The sequence below is a fragment of the Aquimarina acroporae genome (genome assembly GCF_023195925.1).
GTDB lineage: Bacteria > Bacteroidota > Bacteroidia > Flavobacteriales > Flavobacteriaceae > Aquimarina > Aquimarina acroporae.
In genome coordinates this window covers 237,130-250,281 of record NZ_JALPRE010000011.1, presented here as the reverse complement: position 1 = coordinate 250,281, position 13,152 = coordinate 237,130, and the positions used below count along the sequence as shown (strand labels likewise).

At 35.5% G+C, this 13,152-nt stretch carries 13 protein-coding genes; 10 read left to right on the top strand and 3 right to left on the bottom strand.

What is annotated here, in order from left to right:
* Nucleotides 1-6: 6 nt before the first annotated feature.
* The 3 genes from M0D21_RS16850 to M0D21_RS16840 all read right to left on the bottom strand — a co-directional run bounded on the left by M0D21_RS16850 (nucleotide 7) and on the right by M0D21_RS16840 (nucleotide 2,725).
* Nucleotides 7-735 carry a metallophosphoesterase family protein gene (locus M0D21_RS16850; RefSeq protein ID WP_248331699.1) on the bottom strand — a complete coding sequence of 243 codons (729 nt, stop codon included), beginning with the start codon at nucleotides 733-735 and terminating at the stop codon, nucleotides 7-9.
* 15 nt (nucleotides 736-750) lie between these two features.
* The gene (locus tag M0D21_RS16845) at nucleotides 751-1,887 is read right to left on the bottom strand and encodes an ATP-binding protein (protein ID WP_248331697.1); all 1,137 of its coding nucleotides are present in this window, start codon (nucleotides 1,885-1,887) and stop codon (nucleotides 751-753) included.
* An 85-nt stretch (nucleotides 1,888-1,972) separates the two neighbouring features.
* Nucleotides 1,973-2,725 carry an SDR family NAD(P)-dependent oxidoreductase gene (locus M0D21_RS16840; RefSeq protein WP_248331694.1) on the bottom strand — a complete coding sequence of 251 codons (753 nt, stop codon included), beginning with the start codon at nucleotides 2,723-2,725 and terminating at the stop codon, nucleotides 1,973-1,975.
* 276 nt (nucleotides 2,726-3,001) lie between these two features.
* Here M0D21_RS16840 and M0D21_RS16835 point away from each other — a divergent pair, with 276 nt between their 5' ends.
* From M0D21_RS16835 to M0D21_RS16790, 10 genes are all read left to right on the top strand, one after another.
* A complete protein-coding gene (locus M0D21_RS16835) occupies nucleotides 3,002-4,003 on the top strand; it encodes an AAA family ATPase (protein WP_248331692.1) in 1,002 nt (333 codons plus the stop codon).
* Between the two features lie 95 nt (nucleotides 4,004-4,098).
* On the top strand, nucleotides 4,099-4,965 hold the full coding sequence (locus M0D21_RS16830; protein WP_248331690.1) for a DUF58 domain-containing protein: 867 nt from the start codon (nucleotides 4,099-4,101) through the stop codon (nucleotides 4,963-4,965).
* 14 nt (nucleotides 4,966-4,979) lie between these two features.
* Entirely contained in the window at nucleotides 4,980-6,623 is a 1,644-nt protein-coding gene (locus M0D21_RS16825) for a BatD family protein (protein ID WP_248331688.1), read from the top strand.
* A gap of 2 nt (nucleotides 6,624-6,625) precedes the next feature.
* Nucleotides 6,626-7,630: a vWA domain-containing protein gene (locus M0D21_RS16820; RefSeq protein WP_248331686.1), complete on the top strand. Its 1,005-nt coding sequence runs from the start codon at nucleotides 6,626-6,628 to the stop codon at nucleotides 7,628-7,630.
* A gap of 1 nt (nucleotide 7,631) precedes the next feature.
* On the top strand, nucleotides 7,632-8,141 hold the full coding sequence (locus tag M0D21_RS16815) for a flavodoxin family protein (protein WP_248331684.1): 510 nt from the start codon (nucleotides 7,632-7,634) through the stop codon (nucleotides 8,139-8,141).
* A 62-nt stretch (nucleotides 8,142-8,203) separates the two neighbouring features.
* The gene (locus tag M0D21_RS16810) at nucleotides 8,204-9,238 is read left to right on the top strand and encodes a vWA domain-containing protein (RefSeq protein WP_248331682.1); all 1,035 of its coding nucleotides are present in this window, start codon (nucleotides 8,204-8,206) and stop codon (nucleotides 9,236-9,238) included.
* The gene (locus M0D21_RS16805) at nucleotides 9,228-10,127 is read left to right on the top strand and encodes a tetratricopeptide repeat protein (RefSeq protein ID WP_248331680.1); all 900 of its coding nucleotides are present in this window, start codon (nucleotides 9,228-9,230) and stop codon (nucleotides 10,125-10,127) included. The genes M0D21_RS16810 and M0D21_RS16805 overlap by 11 nt, the downstream gene beginning before the upstream one ends.
* Nucleotides 10,128-10,186: 59 nt before the next feature.
* Nucleotides 10,187-11,953, top strand: a complete 1,767-nt coding sequence (locus M0D21_RS16800; protein WP_248331678.1) for a BatD family protein — start codon at nucleotides 10,187-10,189, stop codon at nucleotides 11,951-11,953.
* Nucleotides 11,954-11,963: 10 nt separating this feature from the next.
* Entirely contained in the window at nucleotides 11,964-12,713 is a 750-nt protein-coding gene (locus M0D21_RS16795; RefSeq protein ID WP_248331676.1) for a tetratricopeptide repeat protein, read from the top strand.
* A gap of 81 nt (nucleotides 12,714-12,794) precedes the next feature.
* Nucleotides 12,795-13,118 carry a hypothetical protein gene (locus M0D21_RS16790; RefSeq protein WP_248331674.1) on the top strand — a complete coding sequence of 108 codons (324 nt, stop codon included), beginning with the start codon at nucleotides 12,795-12,797 and terminating at the stop codon, nucleotides 13,116-13,118.
* The last annotated feature ends 34 nt before the right edge of the window (nucleotides 13,119-13,152 follow it).

Genomic DNA, 13,152 nt, shown 5'->3' with positions numbered 1-13,152 from the left:
TTCAATTTAGTTTCTTCCGCATTCATCGGGATACAGCTGATATACCGGATCACTTTGCCAATATTCTTTGGTGTCAACATCAATAGCAGTTAAGGGGCCTTTAAATGCAGCGCCTGTATCAATATTCCAAACACAAGCTGCATTAACCGGAACCGTTTTGTTGATTCTGGTAACCGGTGTGTGGCCAATATAAACTTCGTCAAAAAGCAATAATCTCTTGGGGTACCTAAGATCGGTTTTATCAAGTTTTGAGTCTACAGAGAGTGCCGTTTCCCAAAGTGTTCTGTCCCAATAAAACAATTTACTGAAGTATTCTCTATGAGGTCCATTAAGATTGGTAAATCCTGCGTGCAAAAAGATTCGATTTTGGTTATCGATATGATAATTAATGAGATTTTCGAAAAAAGAAAGATGAGCTTGTAGTTCATCTGCGGTTACTTTTGCATAAGAATTCATAGTAGCTTGCCCACCATGTTTAATCCAGTCAACGTTATATGTTTTTTGAGTAAGCCAGGTATAACACAGTTCATCGTGATTACCTCTTATGAAGATGCATTGATGTGTTTCTTTAAGTTCGATAAGGAATGCAATTAACTCTGCACTTTGGCTCCATCCGTCTACATAATCACCTAAAAATATTAAGAGATCTTCTGGGGTGATTTTTGCTATTTGTATTAGTTGTTTCAAGGCTTTTAGACCACCGTGGATATCACCAATTACTAAAGTTCTACTCATTCTAGTTTTAAATATTTAACTATATCGTACTTTTCTAAGGACCCTAATACTTTCCTTGTAAAGAGAGTATACATTACCGTTATAGCTTTTCAGATATGGTTTTGCTTCTTCAAGTTTTTCTTTTGCTTCGCTAAAATCGTTAAAATAACACAGAAGATATGTTGCAGGAAGGTTAATTATATCATTTTCTTCATTTTTAGTCAAAGGAATTTTGTTTTTCAGCTTTTCTACCAATGCATTGTTGCTGTTGTATAAGTGATATAATGTTTTTCTGTCGAATTGAGGAGGTTCAAATAGTAACTTGCTTTCTATATCATAACTTGCATTGTCTCTAAATTTAATGACGACTTCTTCGAGAGGATAATATCTATAGGTGTCCTGAAGGCCAAGTTGTACATACTCTACAATTTTAAACTGCTCGTCAGTAAAGGAAATACTGACCTCGTCTAACTCAGAATAAAACAATTTCACCTGTTCATTTATTAATGCAATATCTACCCTTGAATAATAGGTTTCCCCGTTTTGACGTTTTTCTTTTCCCGCCCAGCACATCACAAAGTACTCCTTAAATACTTTATAGTTGGGGTTGTAATCTTTTCTTGAGTTCATAAAATCAAAAACACCATCTAAAGTAAGTTCGATATTGTTTTGCGCATGACTTTCGATAGCGCTTACTATTTCAGAATTGATGTCTTTGATTTCAATATCAAAAACCTTGGGCATGCTTATGCTTCCTTCTCTAAAGAAAACCGTGCCACCATAATATTTCCAAATATTTTTTCTAAGGGAACAGATTTTATCAGATTGCGGTCGAATAGATACCAGCCCCACCACTTTATCACCAGGTAAATGCGGAAATGGGATATTTTCGTAGGCCACCAAAGGGGGATTATCCAGATAGGCATTTACCAGATTTTGAATCTTACTATCATCAAAGAAATCTACTCCAACGATTTGATTGTCCTCATCTTCAACTCCAATAACAATATAGGAGTTGTTCTTAGGGTTAGAATTAGCAAGAGCACATATATGTTTTAGGAACTTCGCCTTGCCTTCTTTCTCTCCGATATTGAGCTTACGCTTCTTGTCATAAAAACTGTTTTCGTCATTATGGGCAAGTAGGTTTTTAATAAGGAGGCGTTTATTGATCATTCCTTTTACAAATTGCAATCGACATTTTTCCCCATATAAACTTAGCTATTTTTATTGGGTCGGCAATGCAATGAGAATAAAGAAATTATAAACTTTTCTTAATGATAGTGCTACTCGCTTGGGCAGTAGGAAAAACAACAAGATCTGCGATATTTACATGGTATGGTCTTGTAACTACAAAAGAGACAAGGTCTGCTATATCTTCTGGGGTTAAAGGATCGAAGCCTTTATAAACACCATCTGCACGTTTATCGTCTCCTTTAAATCGTACATTGCTAAACTCAGTCTCGACCAACCCGGGATGAATTGCCCCTACCTTAATGCCATGTTGGTTTAGATCGATTTGCATCCCTTTGTTAATAGCGTCTACAGCATGCTTGCTCGCGCAGTATACGTTTCCGTTGGGGTATACTTCTTTTCCTGCTATAGACCCGATGTTAATAATATGCCCAGACTTTTGAGCAATCATTTTTGGCATTACAGCTTTAGAAACATAGAGTAATCCTTTTACATTAATATCAATCATAGCATCCCAATCTTCGATACTTCCAGTTTGAATAGGATCAAGCCCATGGGCATTTCCTGCATTGTTAACCAAGATGTCTATTTGTTGGAATTCCTCTGGGAGGCTTTCAATTTTTTCAAACACCTCTTCTTTATTGCGTACATCAAAACTTAGTGTATACACTTTTACGGTATTGCTTAACTCTTTTTGTAATTCTTGTAGACGTTCTGTTCTTCGGCCACAAATAATTAAGTTGATATTGTGTTTTGCTAAGGCTATGGCAGTAGATTTTCCTATTCCGCTGGTTGCTCCGGTAATTAAAGCTGTTTTCATTGAGTTGTAATGTTTTTATGCATTTCTATGTTAGAAATATGAGGATAAAATTGCAACACCTTTTCTTGTGTTGCGTCTTTTGGTATAATCATCATGAAAAAATGATGAAAGTTGTTATGTCCAAATTTTAAAAAAGTTATTTAAATATACCGTAAAATTTGATCGCAAAACGTATAGATTTAACCAACAATTAACAACAAGGCGAAAATTAATTCGACAATTTGCAATGTTTAATAATGAATGTTAAATTCACGCCTTTAAAAAAATAAAAAATAGATGGAAGAGAACAACGCTGTTGATATTGCTTCAATCAACCAAAAGATAGAAAAAGAATCCGCTTTTGTAGATTTATTGACTCTTGAAATGAACAAGGTGATCGTAGGTCAGAAGCATATGGTTGAACGTTTGCTGATAGGGCTTTTAGGACAGGGTCATATCTTACTAGAAGGTGTGCCTGGTTTAGCAAAAACCTTGGCGATTAATACGTTGTCAAAAGCTGTGCATGGTAGTTTTAGCCGTATTCAGTTTACGCCCGATCTACTCCCTGCCGATGTTGTTGGTACTCTCATATACAATATAAAAGAGAATGACTTCTCGATTAAAAAGGGGCCGATATTTGCCAATTTTGTTTTGGCAGATGAGATCAACCGTGCTCCGGCAAAAGTACAGAGTGCTTTGCTTGAGGCCATGCAGGAAAAGCAGGTTACCATTGGAGATGAAACTTTTATACTAGACAAACCATTTTTGGTTATGGCTACACAAAATCCAGTAGAGCAAGAAGGAACCTATCCACTTCCAGAAGCACAGGTTGACCGTTTCATGTTAAAAACAGTGATCGATTATCCAAAGCTTGATGAAGAACAATTGATCATAAGAGCGAATCTTAAAGGTTCTTTTGAAAAAGTAAATCCTGTAGTTTCTTTGGAGCAAATCTTAACTGCTCAACAAGCGGTAAGAGAAGTGTATATGGACGAAAAGATAGAAAAATATATACTCGATATTATTTTCGCAACTCGATACCCAGAGAGATACGGTTTAGAAGAATTAAAACCGTTAATCAATTTTGGAGCTTCTCCAAGGGGTAGTATTAATTTGGCTACAGCATCAAAGTGTTATGCGTTTATTAAACGTCGAGGATATGTAATCCCTGAGGATGTGCGTGCTGTAATACATGATGTGTTGCGTCACCGTATTGGTATTACCTACGAAGCCGAAGCCGAAAATGTAACTTCAGAAGATATTATCAACAAGATTGTAAACGAGATCGAAGTACCATAGTATTGTCATTGTTGTAAAACGAGAATATCACTGTTATTTGATAAAAAATATGATTTGATAGATTCAGCATCACCTGCAGAATGACGAAATGAAATATGGATACTAAAGAGTTACTAAAGAAAGTTCGAAAAATTGAGATCAAAACTCGACGTTTGAGTGATCATATCTTTGGAGGAGAATACCATTCTACTTTCAAAGGAAGAGGTATGACCTTTAGCGAAGTGCGACAATATCAATTTGGTGACGATGTTCGTAATATAGATTGGAATGTAACGGCTAGGTATAATGAACCTTATGTAAAGGTGTTTGAAGAAGAGCGTGAGCTTACTATGATGCTCATGGTAGATGTCTCAGGATCACAATTATTTGGGACACAGCAACAATTTAAAAAAGAGATTATTACTGAAGTCGCTGCTACACTGGCGTTTTCGGCTACTCAAAATAATGATAAGATCGGGTTGATTTTGTTTACCGATGAGATCGAATTGTTTATTCCGCCAAAAAAAGGAAGATCGCACGTACTTAGAATCATCAGGGAGCTGTTGGAATATGAACCAAAAAGTAAAAAAACCAATATCACCGAAGCTTTGAAGTTTTTGTCTAATGTGATGAAAAAGAAAGCAATTGTATTTATCCTTTCAGATTTTATTACCGACGATTATCAGCAAACCTTAAAAATTGTAGGAAGCAGACACGATGTAACAGGTATTCGGGTTTTTGATAGATATGAAGAAGAAATTCCTAATCTTGGAATGGTACAAATGGAAGATGAAGAAACCGGAGAATTATTGTTGGTGAATACAGGATCAAAGAAAACTAGACGTAATTACAGTAAATTTTATCAGGAAAGAGTAGAGTATTTCAAGGATAGTTTTAATAGAAGTGGTTCAGGGTCGCTAAGTTGTAGGGTCGATGAAAGCTATGTAAAAAAACTATTGGGATATTTTAAAAGAAGAGGATAAGGAGAAAGGCACTAATGAAAAGCTACGATTTATATACAAACATATTATACTTCTCTAAAGCATTTAAATTTTGGGTGCTTATTGCATTTTTGTTGTGCGGAGCACAGGGTTTTGCTCAAGTAAAAGCAAGTATAGATTCTACATCCATAAAAATAGGAGAAGAAATACGCTATAGTATGCAGGTAGAGGCAGATTCTACACAAATAGTTGTATTTCCAGAAGGACAAACCTTTACCCCACTAGAAGTTATAGACTCTTATAAAATAGATACTTCAAAAAGTGCAAATCGACTAAAACTAACTAAGGAGTATGCGTTAACACAATTCGATTCTGGTCATTATACAATTCCAAGACAAAAAGTAATGGTTGGGGATCAAGTGTTCTTTACAGATTCACTTAAGGTTGAGGTTAGAGACGTATTGGTAGATACTACCAAACAAAAGATGTATGAAATTAAGCCTTTGGCAGAGGTTGATGCATCCTTCTTCGATTGGAAAAAGTACTTATGGATTCTTTTAGGGTTATTGGTAGTTGCAGGTGGTATTGTATTTTTTATTTTCCGAAGAAAAAAGAAAAGAGAAGCCAAAGAAAAAGAACTTCCTCCTTATGAAAGAGCGATGCTTGCTTTACGAAGAATAGACGAGTCACATTTATTAGAAAAAGAATCGCATAAGGAGTATTATTCTCAACTTAGTGATACAGCAAGAAAATATATAGATGAAGAGGTGTATGACCATGCTATGGAAAGTACTACCGATGAGTTAATTGCTAAGTTAGACGAAGAAATCAAATCGGGAAGCCTGAATTTGGACAAAAAGACCATCGAGGAACTAAAAAGCGTACTCAAAACTGCAGATATGGCCAAGTTTGCAAAGTCTAAACCAGACATTGGTATAGCAAAAGCCGATCGCAATGTGATAGAGCGCGTGATAAATGAAACCAAAGAAGCGATTCCTGAACCAACTGAAGAAGAGTTGTTGGAACAAGAAGAGTATCGCAAAAAAGCAGAACAAAAATTAAGAAGAAAACAAATCCTTATTGGTAGTGCCGCGTTGGTTTTGTGTATTGCACTTACCTATGTTGGTTTTGGTGTGTTCAAAGGGTTTGATGTGGTTGCAGACACTTTGTTTGGGCACCCAACCAAAGAGCTGAAAGAGAAAGAATGGATTTCAAGTGCTTATGGGTCTCCACCAGTTACTATATCAACACCAGAAGTGTTAATTAGAAATAATTATAAGCTTACCGAAGAGCAAAAGCAAATCTTGAAAGGTAACGAGACCTTCGTGTACGGAAATATCGAAGGCAACTTTTATGTAGCTGTAACTACATTGTCAAAACAACAAGAAGATCAAGCCGACTTGAAAAAAGCTGTTGATGGGGCAGTAGGATACCTCGAAGGAAATGGCGCCAAAAATATTACAGTAAAGGATGAAGAATATCAAACCCTGGGAGGAGCCCCAGGAGTGAAAATATTTGGGAATTTTGATATTACAAATCACGTAAAACAAACAAAGCAAAAGAATGAATATGTGATTTTGAACTTTATTGAAAAAGGAGGATTCCAACAAATCACTGTAATTTATGATATCGAAGATCGTTATGCCAAAGATGTGGCAGAACGTATTATAAATTCTGTAGAACTAAGAAATGCCAAATAGCAATGTTTGAAAATTTTACATTTGAAAATCCACAGTTTTTCTGGTTGTTTTTATTGCTTCCAGTGGCTATTGCTTGGTTTATATGGAAACGAAAAAAACAACAGGCAGAACTTAAAATATCAAGTTTAAAAGGATTTAAAGTTTCCAGAAGTTGGTTAACAAAATTACGGCCATTATTATTTGCCTTAAGACTTATTGCGCTTGCTTTAATTATTACAGCATTGGCTAGACCTAGAACCGTAGATGTGTCTACCAAAACAAAAACGACTAAAGGTATCGATATTATTATGTCTATCGATGTTTCTGCCAGTATGTTGGCAAAAGATTTAAAGCCAAATCGATTAGAAGCATTAAAAGACGTTGCGGCAGAGTTTATTAAAGGTAGACCCAATGATCGTATTGGCTTGGTGGTCTATGCTGGAGAAAGTTTTACCAAAACACCTATCACGAGTGATAAGTCGATCGTATTGTCTAGCTTAAAAGATGTACGATATGACAATGTTCTTGAAAATGGTACAGCGATCGGAATGGGATTAGCGACTTCGGTAAATAGGTTAAAAGATAGTAAGGCCAAAAGTAAAGTGATCATTTTACTAACTGATGGATCAAACAATGCAGGTTTTATAGACCCTAAAATTGCTTCAGAACTTGCTGTGGAGTATGGTATTAAAACCTATACCATTGGGTTAGGAACAAATGGCATGGCTCTGGCCCCAGTTGCAATATTGCCTAACGGATCTTTTCAGTACGGAAGAGTACAGGTAGAAATCGATGAAGATTTGCTGAAAGAAATTGCCAAAGCCACAGGAGGTAAATATTTTAGGGCAACAAATAACAAAAAGTTAGAACAAATCTATGAGGAAATTGATAAATTAGAGAAGACAGATATAGAGGAGTTTAAATTTTATAATTACGAAGAGAAATTTAGAACATTGGTATTATTGGCCGGACTATTAATTTTTATTGAGTTCCTGTTAAGGTATACGGTGTTTAGAAGTTTTATTTAATTTGAAGAAAGGAATCATCATATTGGGTAGCTCCCGAAGCAATGGTAACACTGCACAGATCGTGTCGTATTTAAAAGATATGACAGGGTTTGAAATAGTAGACCTGAATCAAAAAGATATTGGTTTTTTTGATTACGAATTTAAAAATCGCGAAGATGATTTTAATTTTCTGTTTAAAGGCATCGTTCAGAATTATGAAACTATAGTTTTTGCTACACCCATTTATTGGTATACTATGAGTGGAGTGATGAAAACCTTTTTAGATAGGATTTCAGACTTTTTACATAAAGAGAAAGACTTTGGTAGAATGTTGCGAGGTAAAAATATGGCCATGATAAGTTGCAGTAATAGTAATGATCGTCCAGAAGAATTTCCGATGCCGTTCTCCCGAAGTGCAGCATATTTAGGAATGAAATACTTGGGAGATGTTCATGCCTGGGTACAAAACGATACGCTTTCTGCAGAAGTAAAAGAAAAAATTGATGCATTTGCATTAACCATAAAACAATAGTTTGTCACGTTATGCGTGAAAGACGGTATTTAAAGAAAACATTGCATTAGGAATAAGAAAGAATGTACTTACTAGAAGAGAAAATATATTTTTGGTTGTTATTGGGTATTCCGGTACTTATAACCATGTTTTTAGGTGTTCTTTTATGGAAGAATTCTACTCAAAAAAAGTTTGCAAATTCTGAACTTCTCAAGAAATTAAGTCCAAATAGATCTATATTTAAGTCGCTATTGAAGATAATCGTAGTGAGTTTAGCATTGGCCTGTTTGGTAATTGCTTTGGTGAATCCCAAAGTAGGAACCAAATTAGAAACTGTAAAACGTGAAGGGGTAGATGTAGTATTTGCTATCGACGTTTCGAGAAGTATGTTGGCCGAAGATATTGCGCCCAACAGGCTAGAAAAATCGAAACAACTGGTTACTCAGATTATTAATAACCTGGCGAGTGATCGAATTGGTATTATAGCATATGCGGGGAGTGCTTTTCCGCAATTGCCTATAACTACAGATTATGCCTCTGGGAAAATGTTTCTTCAATCTATGAATACAGAAATGCTTTCTTCGCAAGGAACTGCAATTTATGAAGCAATAGAACTTGCCAAAACATATTATAATGACGAAGAGCAAACCAATAGAGTACTTTTTATAGTAAGTGATGGTGAAGATCATGAAGGAAATGTGAAGTCAATTGCCGAAGAAGCTTCAAAAGAGGGGATAAAGATCTTTACTATTGGAGTAGGTTCAGAAAAAGGAGGGCCAATACCAATTAAACGAAATGGTATTGTACAAGCCTATAAGAAAAATAGTCAGGGAGCGACGGTAATTACCAAATTAAACACGAATACCCTGCAAGAGATTGCCAACGAAGCCAATGGGGCTTATATCGATGGGAAAAACACAAGCAATGTGGTAGAAGAAGTTACTTCAATATTGCAAAATATGAATAAGAAAGAATTCGAAGCAAAACAATTTGCCGATTTTAAAGATAGGTTTCAATGGTTTTTGGGAGCAGGATTGTTTTTACTATTTCTAGATATCTTTTTATTAGAGAGAAAAACATCTTGGCTCAAAAAATTAAACTTGTTTAATGAACAGTAAGATGAAGTCATATTATTTACTTAGTATAGCGTGTTTTCTTTGGGGATTTACATTTGCTCAGGAAGAGGATTTGGTTGAGGCTGCCAAAGAAGCAAAACAATTTGTAGCTACAGGTAATCAGGTGCTAACAGAAGAAGGTAATTTTCCTTTGGCCGAAGGAGAGTATAGAAAAGCGATTTTTAAAAACCCCGTAGATGCCACGCCAAAATATAATTTGGGGAACGCATATTACAATTCAGAAAAATATGATGAGGCTCATTTGCGTTATAACGAAGCAACTAAGGTAACCACAGCATCAAAGTCAGAAAAACACAAAGCGTTTCATAATCAGGGGAACACCTATATGGAACAAAAAAAATATAAAGAAGCTGTTGAGGCCTATAAAAATGCTTTAAGAAATAACCCAAAAGATGATGAAACTAGGTATAATTTGGCGTTAGCAAAGAAAATGTTGGAAGAAGAACAACAAAAGAACGACCAAAATCAAGATAATCAAGATCAGAACCAGGATCAGAATCAAGATCAACAAAATCAAGATAAGCAGGATCAAAAAGAAGGAGAAGACAAGGAAGATAAAAAAGGAGATGGAGGAGATCAGGATCAGGATCAAAAAGAGAAGCAGGACGAAAACGAAGATCAAAAAGATAAAGGAAAAGATCAGAAAGACGAAGAAGGCAAGCCTAAAGACGATCAGCAGCAACAAGGTAAGGACCAACAAGACCAACAGGAACAGCAGCAGCAAAAACCACAACAAGTTCAAGGTCAGTTGTCACCACAGCAAGTAAAAAGCTTGCTGGAAGCCATGAATAATGAAGAAAAGAAAGTTCAAGATAAAATTAATGCAAAGAAAGCTCAGGGCCAGAAAGTAAGAACGGATAAAGACTGGTAATGAAAACCAAAAACTTCGGTTTAGTAAAAGTTTTTGATGAAAGAGAAAATAGTATACACATGAAACTAAAACTAATTTTTTTAACCTTATTACTCACGGTAGCGCAGCTTGCGGTAGCTCAAGTAAAGTTTGAAGCCAAAGTAAGTAAGAAAAAGTTAGGGGTAAATGAAAGGTTACGAGTAGATTTCGAAATGAATAAAGATGGAGATAATTTCACGCCTCCTTCTTTTACCGGTTTTACAGTAGTAGGTGGCCCAAACCAATCGATAAGCAATTCCTGGATCAACGGAAAAAGGTCTTATGCCAAAACATTTAGTTATTTTTTGGAGCCTACTGCTCGAGGTAGATTTACTATTAAACAAGCTACCATAGAAATTGATGGGCAAACGTACAAAACACTCCCGGTAAGAATAGAAGTAACAGGAGCGGTAGATAAACCTAAAGATGGTAATGATACCGATTATATAGCAAGTGAAAACTTACATTTGGTAGCCGAAGTATCAAAAGCTACTCCTTACCTTAATGAGGCCATTACGGTAGTATATAAATTGTATGTAAGCCCGAGGATAAGTGTTAGCAATTGGAGAGAATTAGATAGTCCAACCTATAGTGATTTTTGGAGTCAGGCTATCGATATGAAACAACTAAAAATCGAAAACGGTACATACGACGGTGAACCTTATCGATATGTTGTATTAAGAAAGACCGTACTATACCCTCAAAAAACAGGTAAATTAAATATAGAACCTTTAACCTTAACGGTTTCAGTAGACGTGCCTACAAAAAGGAGGGATATTTTTGGAGGTAGATTGTATTCTACGGTTAATAAAACCGTTGCAGCCGGTAATAGAACGATTAATGTAAAACCTTTGCCAGAACAAGGAAAACCAGATGATTTTTCTGGGGCGGTTGGGTCTTTTGATTTTAAGGTTACAGCCAATAAAACACAATTAGATGCTACCGAGTCTTTGGAGGCGAAGGTATTGGTTTCTGGTAACGGAAACTTAAAGTTATTTGATTTGCCAAAACTTAGCGTTCCAAATGGATTAGAGCAATATGAGCCTGAGCATAATGAACGAGTAAGAACAAACCTTACTGGTATGGGAGGGAATATCTCTGATACCTATACCTTGGTTCCTCAATTTAAAGGGAAATACCCAATACCTTCGGTGTCGTTCTCTTACTTTGATTTAAAAACGGAAACATATAAGAGAATTACTTCAGATGAAATTGTCATTAATGTAAAAACGGGTCCAGACGGAGGAGAAGTGGTTACCTCAGAAACAACTTTGGGTACTGGTAAGAAACTTGTAACCCAAACTGGTAATCAGTTTCGATTCTTAAAATTGAATGCCAACCTTACATCGGTTAAAAAAGAACATTTTTTTAAATCTACAGCCTATTGGGTGTCTTTGACTGCCCCGTTACTGGCTATACCCTTATTCTTGTTTTTTGGTAAGAAAAGAGAAGAACGACTTAGTGATGTTGCTGGGAATAGAGTTCGAAAAGCAGATAAACTTGCTCGTAAATATCTTTCTGAAGCCAGAAAGAACCTAGGGAATCAAAAAGAATTTTACATAGCCATGGAGCGGGCGTTACACAATTATCTCAAAGCAAAGCTGCAGATACAAACCAGTGATATGAGTAAAGATCGTATACAGCGATTACTCAAAGAACGGGATGTACAGGATACTACAGCAATAGAATTTATTGGGTTATTAGAAAGTTGTGAATTTGCACGATACACTCCTTCTTCTACCTCGGCAATGCAACAAGATTATGATAAGGCATCACGAGTTATAGCCGCTATTGATAAACAATTATAAAGACATTAACGTGAAACAATTCGTTCAAATACTTGTTTTTTTAGCATTTGTGCTTGGTTTTTCTCAAGGAACAGAGAAGTTTCAAAGAGCAAATGCATTATATCAACAAGGAAAATATCAAGAAGCCATAGATGCTTATAAGTCTATTTTAGACGCTGGTCAGGAATCGGTTTCTTTATACTACAACCTAGGGAATGCACATTATAAATTGAGTAATGTTGGACCTAGTATTTATTATTATGAAAAAGGCCTGGAGTTGGCTCCCAATGATGAGGATATAAAAAACAACCTTGTTTTTGCGCAAAATGCAACTATAGATGCCATAGATTCTATTCCCGAAGGTTTTGTGTCATCAATGTTAAGAAAAATTACATCCTTATTTACCTTTGATGGTTGGGCCTGGGTTTCGGTTGCATGTATGATCTTGTTTGTTATTTTGTTTATCCTCTACTATACAGCTAATTTATCTTCAAGGAAAAGATTATTTTTTGTGGGGAGTTGGGTGGTCTTTTTAATAGGGATATTTGGAGTATTTTTTGCGTTTAGTCAATATAATAGTGTGCAAAACAATCAATTTGCCATTATCTTCGCTCAGGAAACTACTATTAAAAGTGAACCCAATCTTAGAAGTGAAGATGTATTTCAACTTCATGAAGGAACCAAAGTAAAAGTTACCGAGACCGTAAATAATTGGAAAAAAATACGACTTACCGATGGAAAAATAGGCTGGATTCCCTCTGAAGACCTAAGAGAACTCTAGTTTGTTAATTAAATTTACGATTGATTTAACAGATTTTGAAAGTAATACTGTTATTTTAGCAATAAATAATTTTGTATATAGGTGAAGATTAAGCCTCAAATAGTTCGTATTTTAATTTTGTTCGGATTCATTCTGAACGTATCGTACTATGCGACTAATCTCATAAATTCATATTCTTCAGAAGATCAATCTTCAATTGTCTTAGAAGAAACAGATAATTCTGAGAAAAAAGAAAAAGAAAGTTCTGAAAAAGAAGATTATAAAGAGAAGGATAAAATATCCCAACATTTCGACAACAGAACAGCCAAATTCGCAGATTTAACCATAAAATCGTACCCTGATCTGTATACTGCAAATCCCGGGGTATACTTGGAGCATAAAACTCCGCCTCCAAAATTTAGTTAAGACTTACCAAAAATCAATAGCACCTATTTTTTAA